At 52.5% G+C, this 24,865-nt stretch carries 19 protein-coding genes; 5 read left to right on the top strand and 14 right to left on the bottom strand.

Translation table 11 applies throughout. The features are described 5' to 3' along the window. Position 1: 1 nt before the first annotated feature. From fkpB to murJ, 5 genes are read right to left on the bottom strand one after another with little or no spacing between them, the layout of a single operon-like run. Positions 2 to 430: an FKBP-type peptidyl-prolyl cis-trans isomerase gene (gene fkpB / locus Q399_RS0108075; RefSeq protein WP_031567571.1), complete on the bottom strand. Its 429-nt coding sequence runs from the start codon at positions 428 to 430 to the stop codon at positions 2 to 4. Further along, on the bottom strand, positions 427 to 933 hold the full coding sequence (gene lspA / locus Q399_RS0108070; protein WP_031567568.1) for a signal peptidase II: 507 nt from the start codon (positions 931 to 933) through the stop codon (positions 427 to 429). The genes fkpB and lspA overlap by 4 nt, the downstream gene beginning before the upstream one ends. Next, the gene (ileS, locus tag Q399_RS0108065; RefSeq protein WP_031567565.1) at positions 933 to 3,761 is read right to left on the bottom strand and encodes an isoleucine--tRNA ligase; all 2,829 of its coding nucleotides are present in this window, start codon (positions 3,759 to 3,761) and stop codon (positions 933 to 935) included. The genes lspA and ileS overlap by 1 nt, the downstream gene beginning before the upstream one ends. 50 nt (positions 3,762 to 3,811) lie before the next feature. Continuing rightward, a complete protein-coding gene (gene ribF / locus Q399_RS0108060; protein ID WP_031567563.1) occupies positions 3,812 to 4,741 on the bottom strand; it encodes a bifunctional riboflavin kinase/FAD synthetase in 930 nt (309 codons plus the stop codon). A gap of 49 nt (positions 4,742 to 4,790) precedes the next feature. Then, a complete protein-coding gene (murJ, locus tag Q399_RS0108055) occupies positions 4,791 to 6,380 on the bottom strand; it encodes a murein biosynthesis integral membrane protein MurJ (RefSeq protein WP_084164204.1) in 1,590 nt (529 codons plus the stop codon). A gap of 173 nt (positions 6,381 to 6,553) precedes the next feature. On the opposite strand from murJ, the gene rpsT reads away from it, so the two are divergent. Then, the gene (gene rpsT, locus Q399_RS0108050; protein WP_031567557.1) at positions 6,554 to 6,826 is read left to right on the top strand and encodes a 30S ribosomal protein S20; all 273 of its coding nucleotides are present in this window, start codon (positions 6,554 to 6,556) and stop codon (positions 6,824 to 6,826) included. A 181-nt stretch (positions 6,827 to 7,007) separates the two neighbouring features. On the opposite strand, the gene Q399_RS0108045 is transcribed toward rpsT, so the two are convergent. Then, entirely contained in the window at positions 7,008 to 7,310 is a 303-nt protein-coding gene (locus Q399_RS0108045; RefSeq protein ID WP_031567555.1) for an ArsR/SmtB family transcription factor, read from the bottom strand. Positions 7,311 to 7,697: 387 nt separating this feature from the next. Here Q399_RS0108045 and Q399_RS0108040 point away from each other — a divergent pair, with 387 nt between their 5' ends. After that, positions 7,698 to 9,035, top strand: a complete 1,338-nt coding sequence (locus tag Q399_RS0108040; protein WP_031567552.1) for a M20/M25/M40 family metallo-hydrolase — start codon at positions 7,698 to 7,700, stop codon at positions 9,033 to 9,035. Between the two features lie 42 nt (positions 9,036 to 9,077). On the opposite strand, the gene Q399_RS0108035 is transcribed toward Q399_RS0108040, so the two are convergent. Beyond that, positions 9,078 to 9,467 (bottom strand): hypothetical protein, encoded by a 390-nt coding sequence (locus Q399_RS0108035; RefSeq protein WP_031567550.1) that lies wholly within the window; start codon positions 9,465 to 9,467, stop codon positions 9,078 to 9,080. Positions 9,468 to 9,643: 176 nt separating this feature from the next. On the opposite strand from Q399_RS0108035, the gene smrA reads away from it, so the two are divergent. Further along, complete coding sequence (smrA, locus tag Q399_RS0108030) at positions 9,644 to 10,222, top strand: DNA endonuclease SmrA (RefSeq protein WP_031567548.1); 579 nt, start codon at positions 9,644 to 9,646, stop codon at positions 10,220 to 10,222. 310 nt (positions 10,223 to 10,532) lie between these two features. On the opposite strand, the gene Q399_RS0108020 is transcribed toward smrA, so the two are convergent. From Q399_RS0108020 to Q399_RS0108010, 3 genes are read right to left on the bottom strand one after another with little or no spacing between them, the layout of a single operon-like run. Continuing rightward, positions 10,533 to 11,129, bottom strand: coding sequence for a GNAT family N-acetyltransferase (locus tag Q399_RS0108020; protein WP_037045887.1), 597 nt, complete (start codon positions 11,127 to 11,129; stop codon positions 10,533 to 10,535). 17 nt (positions 11,130 to 11,146) lie between these two features. Continuing rightward, positions 11,147 to 11,911 (bottom strand): enoyl-CoA hydratase-related protein, encoded by a 765-nt coding sequence (locus Q399_RS0108015; protein WP_031567542.1) that lies wholly within the window; start codon positions 11,909 to 11,911, stop codon positions 11,147 to 11,149. Continuing rightward, complete coding sequence (locus Q399_RS0108010) at positions 11,911 to 12,834, bottom strand: 2-hydroxyacid dehydrogenase (RefSeq protein ID WP_031567540.1); 924 nt, start codon at positions 12,832 to 12,834, stop codon at positions 11,911 to 11,913. The genes Q399_RS0108015 and Q399_RS0108010 overlap by 1 nt, the downstream gene beginning before the upstream one ends. Before the next feature lie 179 nt (positions 12,835 to 13,013). Between Q399_RS0108010 and olsF the strand changes: the two genes are divergently transcribed. Further along, entirely contained in the window at positions 13,014 to 14,726 is a 1,713-nt protein-coding gene (gene olsF, locus Q399_RS0108005) for a bifunctional ornithine lipid synthase OlsF (RefSeq protein WP_031567526.1), read from the top strand. A gap of 42 nt (positions 14,727 to 14,768) precedes the next feature. Here the strand turns inward: olsF and Q399_RS0108000 are convergent, their stop codons facing one another. Continuing rightward, positions 14,769 to 16,037: a sugar MFS transporter gene (locus Q399_RS0108000; protein WP_031567525.1), complete on the bottom strand. Its 1,269-nt coding sequence runs from the start codon at positions 16,035 to 16,037 to the stop codon at positions 14,769 to 14,771. Between the two features lie 368 nt (positions 16,038 to 16,405). On the opposite strand from Q399_RS0108000, the gene Q399_RS0107990 reads away from it, so the two are divergent. Beyond that, positions 16,406 to 17,104 carry an OmpW/AlkL family protein gene (locus Q399_RS0107990; protein WP_031567524.1) on the top strand — a complete coding sequence of 233 codons (699 nt, stop codon included), beginning with the start codon at positions 16,406 to 16,408 and terminating at the stop codon, positions 17,102 to 17,104. A 211-nt stretch (positions 17,105 to 17,315) separates the two neighbouring features. On the opposite strand, the gene Q399_RS0107980 is transcribed toward Q399_RS0107990, so the two are convergent. The 3 genes from Q399_RS0107980 to purL form a co-directional block, all read right to left on the bottom strand. Continuing rightward, the gene (locus Q399_RS0107980) at positions 17,316 to 19,421 is read right to left on the bottom strand and encodes a peptidase domain-containing ABC transporter (RefSeq protein ID WP_031567523.1); all 2,106 of its coding nucleotides are present in this window, start codon (positions 19,419 to 19,421) and stop codon (positions 17,316 to 17,318) included. Then, the gene (locus tag Q399_RS0107975) at positions 19,421 to 20,662 is read right to left on the bottom strand and encodes an HlyD family secretion protein (protein ID WP_031567522.1); all 1,242 of its coding nucleotides are present in this window, start codon (positions 20,660 to 20,662) and stop codon (positions 19,421 to 19,423) included. The genes Q399_RS0107980 and Q399_RS0107975 overlap by 1 nt, the downstream gene beginning before the upstream one ends. A 262-nt stretch (positions 20,663 to 20,924) precedes the next feature. Then, the gene (purL, locus tag Q399_RS0107970; protein WP_031567521.1) at positions 20,925 to 24,818 is read right to left on the bottom strand and encodes a phosphoribosylformylglycinamidine synthase; all 3,894 of its coding nucleotides are present in this window, start codon (positions 24,816 to 24,818) and stop codon (positions 20,925 to 20,927) included. Positions 24,819 to 24,865: the final 47 nt, after the last annotated feature.

Below are 24,865 nucleotides of genomic sequence, written 5' to 3'. Positions count from 1 at the left end.
ATTAGTTGATAACCTCAACAATTTCGACGTTAAAGGTCAGAGTCTGCCCGGCCAGCGGATGATTAAAATCGATAGTGACCGAATCACCGACCACTTCGCGCACCAGCCCCGGCAACTCGGAACCATCCGGCATGGCAAAACCGATGATCATGCCAACCTGCGCCGGCGCATCCAGCGAAAATTTACTACGGTCGACATAATAAATATTGTCCGGGTTCGGCATGCCATAAGCGTCTTGCGGCGCCAGCGTAAAAGTTTTTTTGTCGCCGGCCTGTAAACCGGTTAATTCCGCTTCAAAAGCTGGTGACAAAGAGCCATCGCCCATCTGCAGCTTCGCCGGCTTGTTATGGACCCGGGTACTTTCCGCGGCACTGCCGTCGGCTAGTTTGATATCAAAATGAAAAATGACGGTACTGCCTGCCCCAATCATCCGTTTGTCCTCGTTTGTGCGGGTTCTTCATCGGACGTAAAACTGTCCCAAATCAGTAAACCGGCACCAATCGTAATGGCACAATCGGCGATGTTAAATACCGGATAATGCCACTGCTGGTAATAGACATGAAGAAAATCAACTACATAACCATAAAGGCTGCGGTCGATTAAATTCCCGATGGCGCCTGCAATAATCAGCACCAGCGCCAGGCTCAGTTTCAGCTGCGAGCGCTGCAGCCGGCTTAACCAAACGCTTAATACGCAAGTGACCACAATTGCGATCGCTGTAAACAACCAGCGTTGCCAGCCACCGGCGTCACCTAAAAACGAAAAGGCCGCGCCGTAATTACGCGCATAGGTGAAATTAAACACCGGCAATAGCTGAATCGACTCGCCCAGCTCGAAGTTTTGCAATACCCAAATTTTGCTGAGCTGGTCAGCGACCAGCACCAACAGCGCTATCCACCAGAAGCGCCAGCCTGTGTCGTTCAGTAACCGCATCAGGCAAAAGTCCTGTGTTCGCCGGCGCCTTCGACATTGTCGACACAACGCAGACAAATCAGCGGATGCGCCGGGTTGGCGCCAACATCGTGGCGGTGATGCCAGCAGCGGTCACACTTGGCCGCTGTTGACGTCACCACTTGTACTGCCAGGCCAGCTATGCCGGTTGCGACTGCATCTGCAGGCGCAGCTTTCACTTCAACAGCGGCAGTTGATGTCATCAGTACAAACCGCAGTTCATCGCCGAGTTGCTGCAATTGTGAACCGAGCTCACCTTCGGCGTACAGTGTGACTTCCGCCTGTAAAGATGCACCGATGTTGCCGTCTTTACGCGCCACTTCGATGACTCTATTCACTTCATCACGCACCGCCAGCAGTTGACGCCAGAACGCATCAGATACTTTGCCGTTTGGTACTTCAGCAAGACCTGTGTACCAGACACCGGTGAAGACAAACGGCTCAGCGCGGGCTGGTAAAGCTTCCCAAATTTCCTGCGCGGTGAAGCTCATAATAGGCGCCATCCAGCGCACCATGGCTTCAATGATGTGATACAGCGCAGTCTGACAAGAACGGCGCGCCAGACCGTCGGTTTTGGCGGTGTATTGGCGATCTTTAATCACGTCTAAGTAGAAACTGCCCAGTTCGACAGTACAGAAATTCATCAGCTTTTGGCTGACCAGATGGAACTGATAATCCAGATAATCCGCTTCGATTTCTTTTTGCAGTTCAGCTGCACGCTGTACCATCCACAGGTCCAGTTCAACCAGTTCGTTTAGCGGCACTAAATCAGTGGCCGGATTAAAACCATTCAGGTTGGCCAGAATAAAGCGTGCGGTATTGCGGATACGGCGGTATTTGTCGGCAGCACGGTTTAAAATTTCATCCGACACTGTCATTTCTGAGGTGTAGTCGGTGGTCGCTACCCACAAACGCAGAATATCAGCACCGAGTTTATTCATCACATCCTGCGGTGACACCACGTTGCCGAGCGATTTTGACATTTTGCGGCCTTCACCATCGACAGTGAAACCATGGGTCAACACTTGTTTGTATGGCGCATGGCCTTTGATGGCGACACCGGTCATCAGGGACGACATAAACCAACCGCGGTGCTGATCTGAACCTTCCAGATACATGTCGGCTTGCGTTGCGCCGCCAAATTCAGGCCGAGGATCAATCACACAGGCATGGGTCACGCCGGAGTCAAACCAGACGTCCAGCGTGTCGGTCACTTTGACGTAATCAGCAGCTTCAGCACCTAACAGTTCTGCCGCGTCCAAATCAAACCAGGCCTGAATACCGGCTTGCTCCACTTTGGCTGCGACCTGTTCCATCAACGCTTTGGTGTTTGGATGCAATGCGCCAGTATCTTTATGCACAAAGAGCGCAATAGGCACGCCCCAGGTACGCTGGCGTGAAATACACCAATCCGGCCGGCCTGCGACCATGTTTTCAATACGCTGCTGACCCCAATCCGGGATCCAGCGGGTATTGTCGATTTCCGTTAATGAGGTTGAGCGCAGCTTGGCCTGATCCATGCTGACAAACCACTGTGGCGTCGCACGGAAAATAATTGGCGTTTTATGGCGCCAGCAATGTGGGTAGCTGTGTTTGTAGGCTTTATGTACCAGCAGTGCGCCAACTTCTTTTAACGCTTCAACCACAGAATCGTTGGCTTTAAATACATGCTGACCGGCAAACATTGGCGTGTCTGGCAGATAAACCCCATTGCCTCCCACCGGATTCGCCACTTCCAGGCCATATTTCAGGCCAACCACAAAATCTTCCTGACCATGACCTGGTGCCGTGTGCACAGCACCGGTACCTGAATCTGTCGTGACGTGGTCACCCAGTACCACAGGCACAGTGAAGTCGTATAACGGATGCTTGAGCTGCACCAGCTCCAGCGCTTCGCCTTTGGCAAAACCCAGCGCATGGTATTTTTCAATACCGGCGCGTGCCATCACGTCTTTAACTAAATCAGTGGCCAAAATCAAACGCTCAGCGCCATTCGGGCCTTCTTCCACCTGCACCAGGCTGTAGCTAAGTGCCGCATTGAGTGCCACAGCGCGGTTGGCTGGGATAGTCCACGGCGTGGTGGTCCAGATCACAATCGAGATTGTGCCTGTGCCGGCATGGCCAGCCGGATGGTCGAATTTGTCGGCAACTGCTTCGTCAACCACGCGGAAACGCACGTCGATGGCTGGTGAGACTTTATCCTGATATTCCACTTCCGCTTCAGCTAGTGCTGACCCACAGTCGGTACACCAGTGCACCGGCTTAAAGCCTTGATGCAAATGACCATTTTCAATGATGCGCGACAAAGAACGGATGATATTGGCTTCAAATGCAAAATCCATGGTGCGGTACGGATTGTTCCAGTCACCCAGCACACCTAAGCGGATAAAATCAGTTTTTTGTGCTTCGATTTGCGTCAGCGCGTATTCACGGCATTTTTCACGGAATTCAGCAGCGGTCAACTTCACGCCCGGTTTGCCGTATTTTTTCTCCACGACCAGCTCAATCGGCAGACCGTGACAATCCCACCCCGGCACATAAGGCGCGTCGAAATCGGCCAGAGTGCGGGATTTCACAATGAAGTCTTTCAGGATTTTATTGACGGCATGGCCGATGTGAATGTTGCCGTTGGCGTACGGCGGGCCGTCGTGCAGGATAAAAGTCTTTTTACCTTTTTTCGCCGCGCGGATCTGACCGTATAAGTCAGCCGCAGTCCAGTTTGCTAACATTTGCGGCTCACGCTGCGCCAGGTTGGCGCGCATCGCAAAGGCCGTATCCGGCAGGTTCAGCGTTGCTTTGTAATCACTCATCCGATCAATCCCGTGTTGGCTGTCTCAGCCCGCGTCTGGCGGTGCTGGTATTAAAGCAAAGCGGCAAAATATTCGCGGGCGGCTTGCGCGTCGCGTTGGATTTGCTGCTGTAATTCGTCAACCGAACTGAACTTTTGTTCAGCACGGATTTTTTTTCTGAGCACCACTTCAATTTGCTGGCCGTATAAATCGCCTTTGAAATCAAAGAAATGCGCTTCTAATTGTTCAACCCGCCCTTGCACAGTCGGGCGTAAACCGATGTTGGCGACACCGCGAAAATTACCCTGAGCTGTATGGGCTTCAATGGCAAAAACACCATGCAGCGGTAATTTCTTTCGGTACAGCCAGACGTTGGCCGTCGGAAAGCCGAGTTGTCGCCCGAGCTTCTGGCCGTGCCGTACCCGCCCCATCAACGAGAATGGCCGGCCGAGCATGGCTGCAGCGCTATCAAGATCATCCGCCGCCAGCGCTTCGCGAATAAGCGTACTGCTGACCCGATGCTGCGCCAGTTTCAGACTGGCGGTCGGCGTTAAGCCAAACCCATGTTCAGTGGCGGCTTGTTGCAGCAGCGCAAAGTTACCGGCACGGTTTTTCCCAAAACAGAAATCGTCACCGACGATTAAATGCCGCACATCGAGTTTTTCCAGCAATAACTGCCGGATAAAATAGTCAGGCTCCTGACTGGCAAAAGCCTGATCAAATTTGACACAGAGCAGGCGGTCTAAGCCTTGTCGCGCCAGCCAGTGATATTTTTCCCGAAAACGGGTCAAACGTGCCGGCGCCAGTTCAGGCTTAAACAGTTCCAGCGGCTGAGGTTCAAACACCATCACCACCGCTGGTAATTGCAGCGCAGACGCGATCTGCCGGACCTGTGCCAACACCGCCTGATGCCCGAGATGGACGCCATCGAAGTTGCCAATGGTCAGCACACAACCCCGGTGCTGCGGCAGAATATTCTGCAGGCCACGAATCAACTCCATCCGTTTGCGCTTCTCTGTCTTGCTGTCTAAACGGCCGATTATAACGACATCAGTCGTGACTTTCAGCAATAGTTTGCCGTTTCAGGTCACGCAACCGGACACCGAACAAGGCCAGCGCGACAAAATACAGCGGTACCGCCGCCAGGATCACCAGCCCCACTGTGAATGACCGTTCACCAAAGCTGCAGGCCCTTAGCATCGCCATATCGGGTAACAAGTACCAAATCAGCGCCGCCATCGCCATAGCGGCCAATATAGCGCGCCCTATCGTCAGCAGCGTGTGACGTGATAGCTGATAGATGTCGGCTTTTTTCAGGCCCTGATACAGCAACCAGGCATTCAGTGCGCCGGACAGCGTCGTCGCAAGCGCCAGACCGACATAACTGATAAATGGCGCCAGCATCAGGTTAAATACCATGTTGGCAATCATGGCGATAATGCCAATCCGCACCGGGGTTTTGATGTCCTGCCGCGCGTAAAACGCCGGCGCAAGCACTTTGATCAACATCAAAGGCACCAGACCGATGCAATAAGCAATCAGACTCCAGCTGGCCTGGGTCGCATCAAAAGCGGTGAATTTGCCGTGGGCAAAGACTGTCAGCAGAATCGGTTCTGCCAAAGCAATCAGGCCAAACATTGACGGAATACCCAATAAACAAATCAGGCTGATCGACCAATCGAGGGTTGCGCGAAAATCTTTTTGATTATCCAGCGCGTGTAACCGCGACAAGTTCGGCAAAATAACGGTCGCAATCGCGATGCCAAACATGCCAAGCGGAAATTCCAGTAAACGGTCGGAGTAATACAACCAGCTGACCGAGCCGGTCTGCAGGAAAGACGCGATAATGGCATCCAGCAGCAAGTTGATTTGACTGACCGACACACCAAATAACGCCGGCAGCATTAGCTTACGGATGCGGACAATGTACTCGTCCTGCCAGGCCCAACGCGGTAATACTAACAAACCAGCTTTGGCTAAAAATGGTAGCTGGAACAGGAATTGAAACAAACCACCCAAAAACACGCCCCAGGCCAAAGCCGCCGCCGGGTCTTCAGTGTAAGGCGTTAGAAACAATGCCGCGCCAATCATGGCGATATTCAGAAAGACCGGGCTGAAAGCTGCCACGGCAAATTTGTTGTAAACATTTAGTACGGCGCCGGATAGCGCGACAAAAGTAATAAACCAAAGATAGGGAAAAGTAATTTTCAGCAGCACACTGGCTTGTTCATATTTGGCGCCGTCGGGGCCGCCCTGCAGATAATCTTCAAACCAGCCCATGCCAAACAGCGCCATCAGCACCGGAGACCCCAGCATCGCGAGCAGAGTCACCACGGTGACAATCATCCCCAGCGTGCCCGCTGCTTTTGCCATCAGCTCACGCACCGCGTCATCACCATGCCTGGCTTTGACCTCAGACAGCACAGGCACAAAAGCCTGAGAGAATGCACCTTCAGCAAACAGCCGGCGCAAGAAATTCGGAATACGGTTGACCATCAGGAAGACGTCAGCGGCAGCGCCGGCACCTAAGACGTTGGCGGTAACCACATCACGGACCAGTCCCAGTACGCGGGAAATCAGCGTCATTACGCTGACAATCATGCCGGATTTCAATAACTTCGCAGACAAGGGAAACTCCATCTTTTGCTTCTGGCGCTATTGTCACTAAAGCATCCGCTTTATGCCAGCTTCCTGTGATTTTAATCCGTTCAAAATCACTGAAATCAGCCGCAAAATGATTTGACACAGGGCGATAAAATAGGCATATTATGCGGCCTTTAAAGAGTCCCGGTTTAGTTTTTAGGAGTGTTACCTTGGCTAACATTAAGTCTGCTAAGAAACGCGCTATTCAATCAGAAAAGCGTCGTCAGCAAAACGCAAGTCAGCGCTCAATGATGCGTACTTTCATTAAGAAAACCTACGCAGCAGTGTTAACTACTGATGCAGTAGCCGCACAAGAAGCGTTCAAGAAAATGGTTCCAGTGCTGGACCGTATGGCAGACAAAGGTCTGATCCATAAAAACAAAGCAGCTCGTCATAAGTCACGTTTGAATGCCCACGTTAAGGCATTAGTAACAGCTGCTTAATTGATTAGCTCACAAAGAAACGCCGAAAGGCGTTTTTTTGTATCTGCAGATATCGTCGGGCTGTAGTAACAAATGTCGATGAATATCAGATTTTAATCCGGTTCAATGACAAGAAACGAAAAAACCAGCTGAAAAGCTGGTTTTTTATTTTGTCTCAATAGCGCTCTGATTTTATGATTGTTCAGGCGGTCTTTGCGCAGTATAACGAGTGCATTAAGCCAATCACCGCTTCTGCTTCTTTACTGTTCATACTATAAAACACAGTTTGTGCTTCTTTGCGGGTTTTCACCAGCTTGTTGCGGCGTAACAAAGCCAGATGCTGTGATAACGCTGACTGACTCAATCCCAGCTTTTCATTCATCTCTCCGACCGATAATTCACCGCTCAGCAGATGGCACAGGATTAACAGCCGGCGTTCATTCGATACAGCTTTCAGCAGTCTGACCGCTTTAGCCGAATTATTCACCATATCTTGTAAGTTCATGTTGTTTTCACCGTGCATGTCTAGACGTCTCATTATCTAACAGGCAAGCCGCAGCTTACAATAGCTATTTTGTGAATTAGTTGCTTATTTTTTCTAATTAATTAACTTTCAAAGCTTTTTAATTTAGAAAAAATAACATCCGATAATCTGGTAAAAAGCTGAGCAAATGGTCTTGAAAGCCTTACGGCGCGCAGCTGTCACCCAAAACAAGCAAATTATACCCTGCTAATAAAGCAATTACACACCTACAAAATGTTAACTTTTGTATATTTTCGCCGTCTGGCACTGCGACTAACTCCCCGGTAAACGGGTCATGCTGCCCTTCTGGTGAATGAACACGCTATGTTAGATTGACCACTACAACATACAGAAAATTCCAGGAACTCTATGAAAGCGCTAAAACCCCTTTTCTTTAGTCTGATGCTGACGCCGCTCTGCAGTCTGGCTGCCGCAACTTCGTTCAATGACCAGCTTGCTTACCAGCTGACCGAAAGTCTTACTACAGAAGTGGGCCCGCGGCTGGCCGGCAGCCCCGGCGATCGGGCTTCGGTGGCCTGGGCCACAAAAAATCTGCAGGCGCTGGGTTTTGACAAAGTCTGGACCGAAGAGTTTGTCACACCCTACTGGCAGCGCGGTCAGGCCCGGCTGGAAGTTCTGTCGCCGTTTCCACAAGCCTTAGTGCTGACCGCTTTAGGCGGGTCTGTCGGCACACCGGCTAATGGCATTGATGCCAGCCTGGTGATGTTCGACAGCCTGGAAGCATTGATGGCAGCTAAACCTGAGCAAGTAAAAGACAAAATTGTGTTTATCAATAAAGCCATGACCAAAGACAAAGCCGGTTCTCAATACGGCAAAGTGGTCGGAGCTCGCGCCAAAGGCGCAGTAGAAGCCGCCAGACTTGGTGCTAAAGCACTGATCATTCGTTCGGTTGGCACCAGCAGCAATCGTTTTGCCCACACTGGTAAAATGACCTATGACCCGGCAGTACCAAAAATTCCGGCCGTAGCTATCTCTGCCCCGGATGCCCAACAATTGGCGCGGATCCTGACCAAAGCGCCAGAAGCGAAAATCAAACTGCAGCTCGACACCCAACAAACCGAAGATGCTATCAGTCACAATGTGATTGGTGAAATCACCGGCTCAGAGCGGCCGGATGAAATTGTGCTGATTGGCGCTCACCTCGATTCCTGGGATCAGGGCACTGGCGCGTTGGACGACGGCGCGGGAGTTGGTTTAGTGATGGCAGCCGCTGCGATTATCAAACAGCAAGGCCAACCCAAGCGTACTATTCGCGTCGTGTTATACGGCAATGAAGAAGGTGGTTTAGTCGGTGCCCGTGCTTATGCGGCAAAACATGCCAAAGAACTCGACAAGCATGTGCTGGCTTCAGAATCGGATTTTGGTGCGGGCCGCATCTGGCAATTTTCAACCAATTTCGGTCCCAAATCTTTGCCATTCGCTGCTGAGATCCAAAAACAACTGACGCCGCTGCAAATTCAGCCCGGCAATAACGATGCTTTTGGTGGTCCCGACGTGTCAGTATTAAAAGCCCTTGGGGTGCCAGTAGTCAGTCTTGAGCAGGATGGTTCTGATTATTTCGATTACCATCACACGCCCAACGACACGCTGGATAAGATTGATCCTGCAGCTCTGCAGCAGAATCTGCAAGCCTGGATCCGCATGACCAGTGTTGTCGCCAACAGCACTGTAGATTTTCGCAAGTAATCGGCTGAACCGGGCCCGGCAACTACCGGGCCTGGATTGAGCTCAGCCCGACACCCGCTTTGGCATGACATGATGGCTCGGCCGGCGTTGCAACGCCCGCATCACCCAGACTTGAAAACCGATCACCGCCAGCACCACTGCCGACGGGTACATCAACATATTTTCACTGTATACCAGCAGTGATACACCTAACGTCAGATAGCTGAAAGGCAGCATTTCATAACACCAGAATGGCAGCGAGCCATGTGCCTGTTGCGTCAGGCGATGACGGATCCGCCTATGTTCTGAACGCACCACCCAGACCACAGCCCCGGCAAGAATAAATAACAACGCAGAGGACAAAGCATAAGGGTTTTTTACCGAACATAAAATCGACATGCCAAGTCCCAGATAAAGATACGGCAAACTCTCATAAACCCGCTGTGATAACATCGGTTCATCCCTCCCTTTACAATCACAATATCTTTGCAGTCTAGCTGAAAGTCCCCCGGCTGCCAGTTGAGCCTCTGGCACTTTTGGCAGGAGGAAATCACCGTACTGCATGGTCTGACTGCTACAGGCCGCGTATAATCCGGCTTATTCCACATTGCTGATCTGAAGTATCGAACATGGCCAATGATGAACTTGAGTTGTTTTTACAGGAAATGTCTGGTGTCAAACGACTGGATGCCGACGTGTTAGCCGACGAAAATGGTGCCGGCGCGCCAACACTGGCGCAGCTGGCGCGACGCAAGGCGGCAGAGCTTGAGCCGGAATACGACCCTAATTATCTCAGCATGGAATATGTTGATTTAGTCAAACCCGACGAAATCCTTGCCTACAAAAAAGATGGTGTACAGGAAGGTGTGTACAAAAATCTGCGGTTAGGAAAATATCAGGTCGACGCCACGTTGATGTTGCTGGGAAAATCATTGGTCGAAGCGCGTTCGGCTCTGGCGCAGTTCGTACTGGATTGTCATCAGCGCGGTATCAGAACTTTACTGGTGCATCACGGTATGGGGCGTGACAGTAAACCTCATCCGGCTATTTTACGCAGTTATACCTTTAAATGGCTGCAACAAATTCCGCAAGTGCTGGCTTGTCATACCGCATTAAAAGCGCAGGGCGGTTACGCCGCAACTTATGTGTTATTACAGAAAAATGCCGAGCAAAAACGCGAAAACCGCGAAATGCATCAGAAGAGATAATGTTTGTGGTCAGCTGGCGCTCAACTCAGTAATAAAACGGCGGCTTCTGCGCTGGTGAACAAGGCCGAACAGGCCATCAGGATAACAAGCACTGCGATGGCAGTGAATCCAAAACCGCGGCTGGATGCTTTACGCATGGGGGCCCCTCATTATTTTTGTTGTCTGGGTAAACACCACACCCGGTAGGAGTTACGGCCAAACAGCCTACGCTGACCAGAGGAGTCAACTGTTCCTGAACCGGGATCTTCGCCAGTGTAGAGCGTTTAAAGTCGGATCACAACAGCACTAACCAATTGATCCGACACTTTATTCAGTTTTGTTTAAAACTGGCCAGGCGGCTGTGCACAAAAGCCGCATCAAGGATTGCCGTGGCGTAATCCACTGGTGCCGCGGAAACTTCGGTCTCTGTTTGAATCAACACAAAACCCTGCTTTTGATAAGTCGATAATGCGGCCGGATGATCGTCACTACAGGTATGTAACCAGACGCGTCCCTGACTCCACTGCTGCGCCAACGCAATAGCAGCCTGCACTAAGCCTCCGCCAAGTCCCTGCCCGACAAATGCCGGTAGCAGGCCAAAGTATTTCAGCTCTACACTATTGTTATGTTCCGGATGGCGACACAACTCAAAGAAACCTGCCGGCGTACCGCGCTGATACAGCACAAAAGTGCGTACCTGACCCGAACTCAGATGTTCAGCCCACTGCTGATAGGTCCAGCCAAGCCGGCCATACCAGCGCCAGGGCGCACCGACGGCGACAAACAAAAACTGACTAAACTCCGGGCTTGGTACTTCTGCCTCCTGCAGGTATACGCCTTCCGGCCAGAGCGGCAATGTCAGTTCAGGCCCCTGATAATCCAGATGCCAGGTGGTCACCAGTGGCAGCGATTGCGTGCTTTGTGTCATCGAGTCGGTAAATCCTGTCAGTTATTTTTTTGGATACGGGCCAGCAAGGCTGCAATGTGTTGTTGCGCCGCATCGGTCTGCAACGACTGAAACTGCTGGCGAAACTCAAAAGCGACTGCATCGTCCTGCCGGTAACAGCTGCGTAATTGCAACATGGAAGTTTTAGTCTGGCGTACCAGCGCGGTTGGAATGGTCGACAGATGGGCGCACAACTGTTTGGCACGGGTCAGCAGCACTTCCTCATCAACCAGTTCTTTAACAAAACCCTGCGCCAGGGCCTGCTGAGCCGACAACCGTTCACCGGAGAAAATCATCGCCGCAGCCTGCTGCCAGCCGACCAGTTGCGGTAATAACCAGGTGTGGCCACCACCCGGATGAATGGCCAGATTAAAAAACCGGCTCTCGAACCAGGCTTCCGGACTCGCCAGGCGAATATCACAGGCCATCGCCAGGTTCATGCCGGCGCCTAAGGCCGGGCCATTGACCAATGCGATGGTAAATAACGGGCTGTGTGCCACAGAGGTAAAAGCCGAATAAATCTGCTGCAGTTCTTCACCATCGCCCTTTGCTGCCTGCTGCAGCGCCGACAAATCAGCACCAGAACAAAAAGCACCGGCGCGGCCCGTCACCGCTAAGGCTTTGACTGCCGGGTTGTCCAGCAAACCTTCCACCGCTTTGGCGATTTCCAGTGCCGACGCTGGCGTTAACAAATTACGTTTTTCGCTGCTGACTAACGTCAGTACAGCCAGATGCTCGATGATTTCTAAAGTATAAGCAGCCATCAGTATCCTCTTGTGCGGTCGACCTGATTAACCATCGGCAGGCCTGCCTGCACCCGGCGGTAGTTTTCGGCAATTTGTGCCACAGCGGTATCGGCATTAGTCACCGCCGAAATATGTGGTGTCAGCAGCATACCCGGTGTGTGCCAGAATGGATGCTCTGCCGGCAAAGGTTCTGTGCGGAACACGTCCAGACAAGCCGCGGCAATCTGACCACTGTGCAAGGCCGCTAATAAAGCCTCGTCATCCACAATAGCACCACGCGCCACGTTGACCAGAATAGAACCCGGTTTAAGCTGCGCGAGCCGCGTTTTATTCAACAGATTTTCGGTCGCCGGCGTTAACGGCAACAGACAAATCAGCATATCAGCTTGCGCCACTGCGGCGGAAAACTGGTTGGGGCCGGCGAAACACTGTACGCCGCTGATCTGGCGTTGACTGCCAGACCAGCCGCTGACCTGATAACCCAAAGCGGCAAAATGTTGCGCCGCTGCTGCGCCCAGTTCACCTAAGCCCAACACACAAATCTGCTGAATTCTCCGCGGTGAGCGCGGTTTCCACAGCTGTTGCTGCTGATTGGCGCTGAATTCATCAAACCGCAGCCGGTAATAATTCAGCACAGTATCGAGGTATTGCAGCATAGACGCGGTCAGGTGCGGGTCGACGATACGCGCCAGTGGCAAGTCTGGTGGCAAGGTGCTGTCTGACAGAATACTATCAACGCCGGCACCAAAGGACTGTAGTGCTTTGAGGTTGGGCAGAGCTGCGACCACGCCAGGCGGCTGTTTCCACAGCACCGCAAAATCGACAGCAGCCGGGTTTTGCAGCTGCGGCCAGACTTCAATCGCCACCTCCGGCAACTGTTGCTGTAATGCGGCAATCACGCCATCTAGTTTTCGGTCCGGAATAATCAGCGCAACGCTCATAACTGGCTCAATCGACAGAAGATATGGCGTCATTCTAAACAGCCCTATCCCTGCCTGACCAGTCAGAAATCCAATCATCCGCCGGAAATTTCAGCAAATTGCCATAATTCTGTGACCGGACTGTCATACAGCCTGCTTAGCCTTGGCGTGATACCGAATGACCCGGCACCGAGGCAAGCATGTTAAATGTGGAACAAGTCGTCGAGCGGCACCTGCCGCAACTGAATAACAACAGCTGGCTGGCCAAACCGGTCAAAGGCGCGCTGAAACATCTGCTGCATGAAGATGAATTTCAGCGCTTTGCAGCGCAATATCCGCATCTGTTTGGCCTGGAGTTTGTCGAGCAGGTGCTGGATTATTTTGCGTTTCGCTATCAGGTGCGCGACAACGAATTAGAGCGCATTCCGGCGGCCGGCCGGGTTGTCATTATCGCCAATCACCCGATTGGCTCGCTGGATGGCCTGGCCCTGATTAAGCTAGTCAGCGATATCCGGCCTGATGTCAAAGTGGTGGCGAATCAGTTACTGAGCAGTATTGGCCCGTTACACGACCTGCTGCTGCCGGTCAATAACATGCAAGGCAATACTGAGCGGCGGATGTTGGATAATATCGGTGCCCATCTGGCGGCTGAAGGCGCGGTGATTTTGTTTCCGGCCGGCGAAGTGTCGCGGCTAAAACCGAACGGCGTGCGTGACGGCAAATGGCACGGTGGCTTTTTACGCTTTGCCCGGGCCGCCAAAGCGCCGATCCTGCCGATTTATATCGATGCGCGCAATTCACTGCTGTTTTATGGCGCCTCGATGCTGTACAAGCCGCTATCGACCATGTTGCTGGTGCAGGAGATGTTTAAGCAAAAGCATAAACATATTGGCCTGCGCATCGGTGACATGATCCCGTACGACAGCTTTGCCCAGCCGTTGTTTGACCATAAAACTATGGTCAAAGTGTTTAAAAAACATCTGTATCGCCTCGCCAAAGACAAAGCTCCGCTGCTAAAAACCCAATCGGCAATCGCCCATCCGGAAGACCGGCAAATGCTGAAAAAAGCTATCAGCCAATGCCCGCGACTCGGCGAAACCGCCGACGGCAAACAAATTTATTTGTATCAGCCGGAACCGGGCTCCGTGCTGCTGCGCGAAATAGGCCGGTTACGTGAAATCGCCTTTCGGGCTGTTGGCGAAGGCAGCGGCAAACGCCGTGACACCGACAAATACGACAGTTATTACCAGCAGCTGATTTTATGGGACAACGACGAGCTGGAAATTGTTGGTGCTTATCGTTTTGCTGAAGCGGCACCTGTGCTGGCCGAGCACGGCCAACAAGGCCTGTACACGGCATCCTTATTTCAGTTCAGTGAACAATTGCAGCCGGTGCTGGCGCAAGGACTGGAGCTTGGCCGCAGTTTTGTCCAGCCGAAATACTGGGGTAAACGCAGCCTGGATTATTTGTGGTACGGCATCGGCGCTTATTTAAAACAGCGTCCGCATATCCGGTATTTGTTTGGCGGCGTCAGTTTATCGAACAGTTATCCAAAAGCTGCGCGCGATTTGCTGGTGTATTTTTACACTTTGTATTTCAGCAGCGAAGATGACAGCGCCCTGCCAAACCGGCCTTATGCGCTCGACATCACCACGATGCAGCAGCTGCAGCAGCATTTTAGTGGTACCAATTACACCGAAGATTTTGTCGAGCTGAAACACCTGCTGGCTAATATGGGGTTGGCGGTACCGACTTTGTACAAACAGTACAGTGAACTGGCCGAACCCGGTGGTGTGCAGTTTTTATCTTTTGGTGTGGACCCGGAATTTGCCGATTGCATCGACGGGTTGGTGCTGGTGGATATCAGTAAGATTAAAGCGGCAAAACGGGCGAGGTATTTGGGCGACGCCTAAAAACAAACGCCGGCAGTTGCCGGCGTTTTTGATCATCCGCATTTAAATCTGTGGCTGCTTAATCTTCGAGCCAACCAGACCGTAATAACAGATGTAGACGTAACAGAACACCGGCACGATAAAGCTCAGTTGCAAGCCGATGGTATCCGCCAATACAGCCTGCAATACCGGCACTAATGCGCCACCGACAATAGCAGCACAAAGTACACCGCTACCGTTACTGGTGAAACGACCAAGGCCTGTCACTGCCAGACTGAAAATTGTCGGGAACATAATAGAGTTAAACAAACCAACCGCCAGCAAAGACCACATCGCCAGCGGACCGCTGCCGACAATAGCGACCACAACCAGCAAAGCAGCAACGACGGCATTAAAGGCCAGCACTTTCCCGGCAGAGATTTTTTGCATGACCGCAGCACCGATAAACCGGCCGACCATAGCGCCGCCCCAGTAATAACTTAAATAAGCTGCCGCCTGTGCTTCCGGCATGCCGGCAATATGCGGCTCACCAAGGAAATTCACCAGATAACTGCCAATCGACACTTCACCGCCGACGTAGACAAAAATCCCCAACGCGCCCAGTACCAGGTGGCTGTATTGCCAGGCTGAACCCGGATCAGCATTTACTTTTTCATCGACATGGTGCTCTGACACTGTCGGCAGCTTTAATTTGGCAAACACAGCAGCCAGCACCAATAAGGCTCCGGCCAGCATCAGATAAGGAATTTGTACTGCTTGCGCTTCCTGTAATTTATGTTGAGCAGTGCCGGCGGCCGCCGTTACAGCGCCCATGATCATCAGACCACCAAACCAGGGCGCGATAGTAGTGCCGAGCGAGTTAAAGGCCTGAGTCATCGACAAGCGGCTCGATGCAGTTTCAGCACGACCAAGCGCGGTCACATAAGGATTGGCTGCCACCTGTAAAATGGTGATGCCCGACGCCAGCACAAACAATGCGCCTAAAAACAACGCATAGGTCTGGGTTGAAGCGGCCGGATAAAACAGCACACAACCACTGGCTGCGATCAGCAGGCCAATGACAATACCACGCTGATAACCGGCGCGACGCACCAACAAACCTGCCGGCAGCGACACCAGGAAATAAGCGCCAAAGAAACAGAACTGAATTAAGGATGCCTGGGTATAACTCAGGTCAAACACATTTTTCAGGTGCGGGATCAAAATGTCGTTCAGACAAGTGATAAAACCCCAGATAAAAAACAAAAACGTCAGGCTGGTCAGGGCAAAACCATGATTCTGCCCGCTGGCGTTGGTGGTATAAGCCTCGCCGGATGGTGTGGTTACTGACATACAATTTCTCTTGTTATGGAAGTGTCTATCCTGTGCGTGACTAAAACGGCTAAGGCGGTCTCTCCCCTCTGTCAGTCAGTGCTGACGAAGCCCGCAGCCAGATTTAGCTGTTTGTACTATACGCATCAATCAGCGGCTTGCAAACACCTCAACCCTGCCATACGTATGTAAGTTTCCAACATTTTGTCGAAAATGTACCTCTTTATCCTCCACAAGCTACCACTTCAGCAAAGTTTGTTTCATATCAAAGTTTGGTGCTGCAAAGCGGCTTGTTGCGGCAAAAGCTTGATCCAGCCCAAAGTTTTGCCTGCGCAGAAGCGCACAATGCCCGCAGTTAAACAAGACCTGTGTCTCTGAAGGAAAATAACATGAACACTAAACTGAACCTATTTGCACTGGCCCTGGCTGGTTTTACTACCGCCGCTTCTGCCAATATCTCTGTCAACGTTGGCGCTATTACTGTGGCACCGAGCGACAGCAGCAGCTCACTGAACGTAGTGGAAAAAGTTGCCGGTTTACCAACAGGCTCCACAGCAGTCTCTGTCGACAACAACACCCAGCTGGGCCTAACTATCGACTACAAATTCAATAAAAACTGGACCGCAGAACTGATTGCCGCCACCCCTTTCAGCCACGATATCGCGGTAAAAGGCTCAGCCATTGATGGTCTGGCGATTGGTAACACCAAACATTTGCCACCAACTTTAGTGGCGCAGTATCACTTTGACGTCGGTAACAGCAACTTTGACCCCTTTGTTGGCGTCGGTCTGAACTACACCAAATTCTTTGATGAGTCTGCCTCAGGTGCGTTAAAAACCACTCTGCAGGCACTGAAAGTGACCACAGCTTCTGATGATGTCGACCTGAAATTAAAAGCAAGCTGGGGCCTGGCGCTGCAAGCTGGTTTTAACTACAAACTGAGCGACAACTGGGGTGCTCACTTTGCGGTCAGCAAAATGGATATCGACACGACTGGTGAAGTCCGCGTCAATAACAACGTGATCCAAAGCGTTGATGTGCAAATCGATCCATGGGTTTACATGGTTGGCGTGCGCTGGAGCATGTAAGCAAGAATTTATCCTGCGGCAAACAGGGTAGACGCCGGCAGGCAGCCGGTGTAGCAGCACGGAAGGTGCAGAATAAGGGGGAACAAAACAGCGGCTATGCCGCTGTTTTTATGTCCAGGATGGACGGTACACCGAAAATGCAGGAGCAATTTTCGGTGATGCTTAGGGTCGAGACTGTAATTAGTTAGGCAAACTTCTAAAACCGAAGTTATCAGTTGGGCCCCTGCTGCAATGCCGGCAAGGTCAACACCCGGTCTGCCGAGGCAATAGTCTCAGGCCGGTGCGCGATAATAATCCGGGTAATTTGCAGCTGTTGCAGTGCGCAGCTGACCACGGCTTCAGTGGCCATATCCAAATGGCTGGTGGCTTCATCTAAAAACAGAATCTTCGGCCGCCGGTACAAAGCGCGCGCCAGCAAAATCCGCTGTTTCTGGCCGCCAGATAATGCCGAGCCCATATCGCCAATCAGGCTGTGATACCCCATCGGCATCCGGCCGATATCTTCATGCACCGCCGCGAGTTTGGCACACTCCTGCACCCAGCTATCATCCGGCTCATCAGCAAAAAAGCAGATATTGTCGCGGATGGAACCAGATAACAGCTGGTCGTCCTGCATCACTGCGGCAATCTGATTGCGATAACAGGCTTGATTGACCTGACTGAGTGGCACTCCATCGACCCGCACTTCGCCTTGCTGCGGCGTAAAAAGCCCCAGCATCAGCTTTAACAATGTGGTTTTGCCACAGCCGGAAGGGCCAACCACAGCGACAGATTCACCGGCGGCGACGTCAAGGCTCACCTGCTGCAACACCGGCGCACCCGTGCTGCTATAGGCAAAACTTAAATTATCCACGCTGATTTGGCCGCTGAGCACCAGCTCACGCTGCGCTCCGCTAACCTGCTTATCTTCGCGCGGTGTGGCAACAATATCCGCCAGCCGGGCAAAATGCAGATTGAGCATTTTCAGCGCCAGGCCTTTATCGATGAGCCGCGACATCCGCTCCATAAACTGACTTTTATAGGCGATAAATGCGAACAACATACCGGTACTGAAACCACCGTCCAGCACCAGCAAAGCGCCAAAATAAATCACCAGCACATGCTCAATACCGGTCAATAACTTATTGATATGCTGAAAACTTAAGTTAAATACGCCGAGCTGAATGCCGCGATTGGCAGCAGCGATATACAAATGCAGCCAGCTGGCTTCGCGTTTGGCTTCCGCGCTGAACAACTTTAACGTCTGCATCGCGCGCACGGTTTCAATCTGATGGCTTTGCACCTGCGCCTGCGCCACGATTTGTTGCTCAGACACTTTGCGGTACTGGTGGTACATCAGCAGTTGCACCAAGCCGTAACAGAGCAGCGCTATCAGCACAATCAGACACAATAACGGGCTGTACCATAGCAATACAGCCAGAATGGCCACTGCCATCAGGCCGTCGATCAGCGCTTCCATCACGCCACTGGTCAAGAGTTCGCGCACTTGTTGCAGCGAACCAAAACGCGACAACACATCGCCAATCTGGCGTTTTTCGAAGTAACTCAATGGCAGGCGAATGAGGTGATGCAGCAGATTCGCCGCCATCTGAATATTCATCGCGCTGTTAAAATGCAGCAGCACAAAAGAGCGCAGCACCGAGGTACTGATCTCAAACAGCAACAACAGACCAAAACCAAGTGCCAGCACCAGCAACAAACTGCGGTCTGCACTGAGCAGCACATCATCGACCACCAGCTGCAGGTAATAAGGCGCGACCAGCGTAAACAGCTGCAATAACAACGATAAAGTTAAAATCAGCGCCACCGAGCGTTTCAGCCCGCTGATACCGGACCAGAAATCACGCAGCCGCAGGCCTTTATCGGCCGGTCTTTGGCTGAAATCCTGCGTCGGTAACAGCTCCAGTGCTACGCCGGTAAAATGTTCGGAGACTTCGGCCAGGCTCAGTGTGCGCTCGCCGCGCGCCGGGTCGTGGATCACTGCTTTGCCGCGCCGCACTGATTTCAGCACAACAAAATGATTCATATCCCAGTGCAAAATCGCCGGCAGCTGTAATTTACCAAGCGCTTGCGGTTCGAGCTTCAACGCGCGGCTGCTGAGCGCCAGCGTGCTGGCAAATTCGACCAAATCTTTCATGGTGCAGCCGGCAATCGAGCTGCCAAATAAAGCGCGAAGCTGCTGAATGTTTAGATGATGGCCATAAAAACCGGCCACCATGCCAAGACAGGCAATACCACATTCGGCTGCTTCGGATTGTAATAACACCGGCAGCCGCTGGGCGGGCCATAACTTCAGTTGACTGGCAAGCTGACTCATCAGAATTGTCCCCGTAAGGCCAGGATCGGGTCAAACAACCACTGCCATAAATTACGTTGTTCGGTGATTAAATCGGCCTGTAACGTCATGCCCGCTTTGAGTGGTAACTCCCGCTGATAAGCCTGAATGGACTGGCCGTTCAAGCGCACTTTCAGCCGGTAACTCGGCTGCTGCAGTGCTACTTCCGCTACTTCGGCCGGCAATAACACGGTGTTACTCAGTTCATGTACGGTACCGCTAAACACACCAAAGCGTTGAAACGGGAAGGCGTCATAGCGAATGCGCACCGGCTGGCCGGTACTAACAAAAGCGATAGCCCGGGTTGGCACATACAACACGGCTTCGAGTTCAGCATTGGCTGGCAACAACGTCAGCGCCACAGCCCCGGCATCTAAGCTTTGGCCGGCACTGACACGCAGCGCACTGACCTGCCCGTCCACTGGTGCGGTCAGCCAAATCTCCTGTTGCTGCTGCAGCTCAGTTTTTTGATTTTTTAACGCGGAAATGGCGTTGTCCAGCTGTGCTGATTCAGTTTGCTGACGCAGTGGCAACTGATTGAGTAAATCTTGATTTTGTTGCAGTTGCTGTTGCAGTTTCAGCTGTTCTGATTGCAGGCTTTTCTCCTGCTGTTGCAGCGCCAGCAAAGCGTCTTTTTGTTTGTTGATTTCAAGGCCGGAGATATAACCACTGCCGGACAATTTTTGCAGCTGCGCCAGCTGCTGCTGATTGATATTGAGACGTTCGCGAAAAGTCACCAGCTGCTGTGCCAGTTCGGTTAAACGGGCTTTATCATTGTCGATTTGATTCTGCAGCGCCTGTTGCTCGAGCTGATGGCGTTGCTGCAGTTGCTGCTGCTCATTGATTTTGTTCTGCAGCATCCGGTCCATTTCGGTTTGCAGGCTTTGGCTTAAATCGGTCTGACCGGCACCAATTTTACTGCTGCTCAGTTGCAGCAATGGCGTGCCGGCTTTGACCAGCTGACCTTCCTGCACATTAAGTTGGCTGACCACTCCGCTGTTTTGCGCCTGCACTCTGACCTGGCCCTGCACTGGCAACAGCAAGCCTTGCACGGTTTCTTTGCGGGTATAGTCGGCGCTGAGTAAAAAGCTGATGCTCAGCAGTGCAATTGCCAATAACAAGCCACTCAGCCATACCAGCTGCGGCGGTCGGGTCAGGTTGATTTGGCCTTGCAAGCGCTGTTGCTGCCTGGCCAGCACTTCGGGACGAAAAATGGAAGACATCGGCTCGCTTCTATTGGAATTGTTATAGCGCGTCACTGCGTGAGGTTCAGCTTAAAACGAAGCTATGGCCAAACGCAACCGGCAATAGTAGGCGGTGCGCTGCCCAGCCTGCATACCGACGACGTATCGAACTGGACATCAAACAAAAAAACCAGCCGAAGCTGGTTTTTTTATTCGCACCATCCCTGGCGCTCACCTTGCAGGCCAACGCGATGCGTTGTTAAAAACCGCTCCCGGCGGTTTTTTGAAGAGGATCAGTTGATTAACCCAACCAGACCCGCGCGTTGCGGAACATGCGCAGCCATGGGCTGTCTTCCCGCCACTCGTCCGGGTGCCAGCTGTTGCTGACGGCGCGGAATACACGCTCAGGGTGCGGCATCATAATAGTGACGCGGCCGTCTGTGGTGGTCAGTGCCGTGATGCCGTTGGCTGAGCCGTTCGGGTTGGCCGGATACTGGGTGGTGACCTGACCATAGTTATCGACAAAACGCAGCGCGATAGTGCCGCTTTGCTCCGCCGCCGCTAAGGCTTGTGCACTTGCGAACTCTGTATGACCTTCGCCGTGCGACACGGCGATTGGCATGCGTGAACCAGCCATGCCAGCGAACAGTAATGACGGGTTCTGCTGCACTTCGACCAGGCTGAAGCGGGCTTCAAAACGCTCTGATTTGTTGCGGACAAACCGTGGCCACAAATCTGCGCCCGGGATCAGCGATTTCAGGTTCGACACCATCTGACAGCCGTTACAAACGCCGAGTGTGAAGGTCGATTCACGCTCAAAGAACTGGCTGAATTCACGCCGCGCCTGCTCGTTAAACAGAATCGACTTGGCCCAGCCTTCACCGGCACCTAACACGTCGCCGTAGCTAAAACCACCACAAGCAACTAAACCGTTAAACTCTTCGAGCTTACGGCGGCCACTCAGAATGTCGCTCATATGCACGTCGACTGCGGTGAAACCAGCGCGGTTAAAAGCGGCCGCCATTTCGACATGAGAGTTGACGCCCTGCTCACGCAGCACCGCCACTTTCGGCTTGGCACCTTTTAGAATATAAGGTGCAGCAACATCTTCGTTCAGGTCAAAACTCAGTTTGACGTTCAGGCCCGGGTCTTGCTGGTCGGCTTTGGCCGCGTGTTCCTGCGCAGCACAGGCCGGATTGTCACGGCGTGCCTGCATCTGATAAGTGGTTTCCGCCCAGATACAACGCAGACGGGTACGGCTGTCACTGTAAATCACGTCATTGCCACGACGAACCGTTAATTCGTCGCTGTTGCTGACGGCACCCAGCAGATAGCTGTTGGCGGCGAGATTGTATTTGGCCAGCACTTGCTGCACATGCGCCAGCTCAGTATCAGCAACCTGAATGACAGCACCCAGCTCTTCACTGAACAGCACTGCCAGGTTGTCATTGCCTAAAGCGCTGACATCGACATTCCAGCCGGCTTTACCGGCGAAGGCCATTTCCGCCAGTGTCACCAGCAAACCACCGTCTGAACGGTCATGGTAGGCCAGCAGTTTTTGCTCGTGGGTTAATTGCTGCATGGCGTTAAAGAAATTCGCCAGCAGTTCTGGGGACGCGAGGTCTGGCGTGGTTTGACCCAGCTGTTTGTATACCTGTGCCAGGCAAGATGCGCCTAAACGGTTTTCGCCCTGACCTAAATCAATCAGCAGCAGCGAGCTTGCGCCTTTGTCGGTACGCAGCTGCGGCGTCACGGTTTTGCGCACATCTTCAACGCGGGCAAAAGCGGTGATCACCAGTGACATTGGCGCTGTGACGGCTTTGTCTTCGCCATTGTCCTGCCACTTGGTTTTCATCGACATCGAGTCTTTACCAACCGGAATGGTAATACCCAGCGCCGGACACAGTTCTTCACCAATGGCTTTGACCGCCTGGTACAGACCAGCATCTTCCCCTGGGTGACCGGCTGCAGCCATCCAGTTGGCGGATAACTTGATGCGTTTTAAATCACCGATGTCAGTCGCGGCGATGTTGGTAATGGCTTCTGCCACCGCCAGGCGTGCCGACGCGCCGAAGTCTAATAGGGCAACCGGCGTACGCTCACCCATCGACATAGCTTCACCGTGATAAGTGTCCAGCGCAGCTGTTGTCACCGCACAGTTCGCTACCGGCACCTGCCATGGACCAACCATCTGATCCCGCGCCACCATGCCAGTCACAGTGCGGTCGCCGATGCTGATCAGGAACGTCTTCTCAGCAATAGTCGGTAAACGCAATAAACGTTCAGTCGCATCTTTGATGCTGACACCAGCCAGGTCCAGCGCTTTGCCGCTGCTTTGTTTGGATTGCACATCGCGGTGCATTTTTGGCGCTTTACCCAGTAACACCGACAATGGCAGGTCGATTGGCGTATTGCCAAAATGCGTGTCAGACAGCGTCAAATGCTGTTCTGCAGTCGCTTCACCGACGACCGCGTAAGGCGCGCGCTCACGTTTACAGATTTGTTCAAACACCGGCATTTTGTCGGCCGGAATCGCCATCACGTAACGCTCTTGCGATTCGTTACACCAGATTTCCAGTGGAGACATACCTGGTTCATCGTTTGGCACATTGCGCAGTTCAAACTTGCCGCCGACGCCACCGTCGTTCACCAGTTCAGGGAAGGCATTGGATAAACCACCAGCACCGACGTCGTGGATAAACACAATTGGGTTGTCCGCGCCTAACTGCCAGCAGCGGTCGATCACTTCCTGGCAACGGCGTTCAATTTCCGGGTTTTCGCGCTGCACTGAAGCAAAATCCAAATCTTCAGCTGATTGACCGGACGCCATGGAAGAGGCTGCGCCGCCACCCAGACCGATGTTCATCGCCGGGCCGCCGAGGACGACTAATTTGGCGCCAACCGGTAAATCACCTTTTTGTACGTGCTCAGCGCGGATATTGCCAAGGCCACCGGCGATCATAATAGGTTTGTGGTAACCGCGAACTTCCTCGCCGTTATGGCTTGGTACTTGTTCTTCGTAAGTGCGGAAATAACCGAGAATATTGGGCCGGCCGAATTCGTTGTTAAACGCAGCGCCACCGAGTGGGCCCTCGGTCATAATGTCCAGTGCTGATACGATGCGGCCTGGTTTGCCAAAATCAGTTTCCCACGGCTGCTCGAAGCCCGGAATGCGTAAGTTTGATACCGAGAAGCCGACTAAACCGGCTTTTGGTTTGGAACCAACACCGGTCGCGCCTTCGTCACGAATTTCACCACCAGAACCTGTCGCAGCGCCCGGGAATGGTGAAATCGCCGTTGGGTGGTTGTGGGTTTCGACTTTCATCAGCACATGAATGTCTTCATGGTGATATTGATATTCCAGGGTATCTGGCTTTGGAAAGAAACGACCGGCTTTAGAGCCTTCCATCACCGCCGCATTGTCTTTATAGGCTGACAACACGTGGTCCGGTGTTTTTTCCATAGTGTTTTTAATCATTTTAAACAGCGACTTTGGCTGTTTTTCGCCGTCGATGGTCCAGTCGGCGTTAAAAATCTTGTGGCGGCAGTGCTCAGAGTTGGCCTGCGCGAACATATACAGTTCGATGTCGTTTGGATTACGACCAAGCGCGGTGAAGTTACTGAACAGATAATCGATTTCATCATCAGCCAGGGCCAGGCCCATGCGGATATTGGCTTCAACCAAAGCTTCACGGCCACCGGCCAGAATATCAACGGAAGATAATGGTGCCGGCTCCGCTTTACGGAATAACGCCTGCGCTTGCTGCAGTTCAGTAAATACCACTTCCATCATGCGGTCATGCAACAGCGCAGCCACTTGTTGTTGCTCAGCAGCGGTCAGTGACCGAGTGGTGGTCAGGTAATAAGCGACGCCGCGCTCTAAACGTAATACTTTGGCAAGGCCACAATTGTGGGCGATATCAGTCGCTTTGGACGACCAGGGCGAAATTGTGCCCGGACGCGGCGTCACCAGTAACAACTGGCCGGCCGGCTGGTGCGTGGCCAGCGTCGGTCCGTAAGTCAGCAGTTTTTCCAGCGTGTTGTGCTCGTCAGCGCTTAAGCTGTCGCTCACATCGGCAAAATGCATAAATTCGGCGTAAACATCGCTGACAGGCAGTTGCGCCTTGGCACACAGGTCGATGATTTTCTGAACTCGGAACTCGGACAGTGCAGCTGCACCACGCAGGATTAACATAGATTTTTTTCCCGTGGGTTGGTCGTGGACGGAACCTTGAAATCGGC

The sequence above is a fragment of the Rheinheimera texasensis DSM 17496 genome (genome assembly GCF_000711985.1).
In the GTDB taxonomy this organism is placed as follows: Bacteria; Pseudomonadota; Gammaproteobacteria; order Enterobacterales; family Alteromonadaceae; genus Pararheinheimera; species Pararheinheimera texasensis.
The sequence above is the reverse complement of the archived record's forward strand: the minus strand, read 5'-3'. Positions and strand labels throughout refer to the sequence as shown.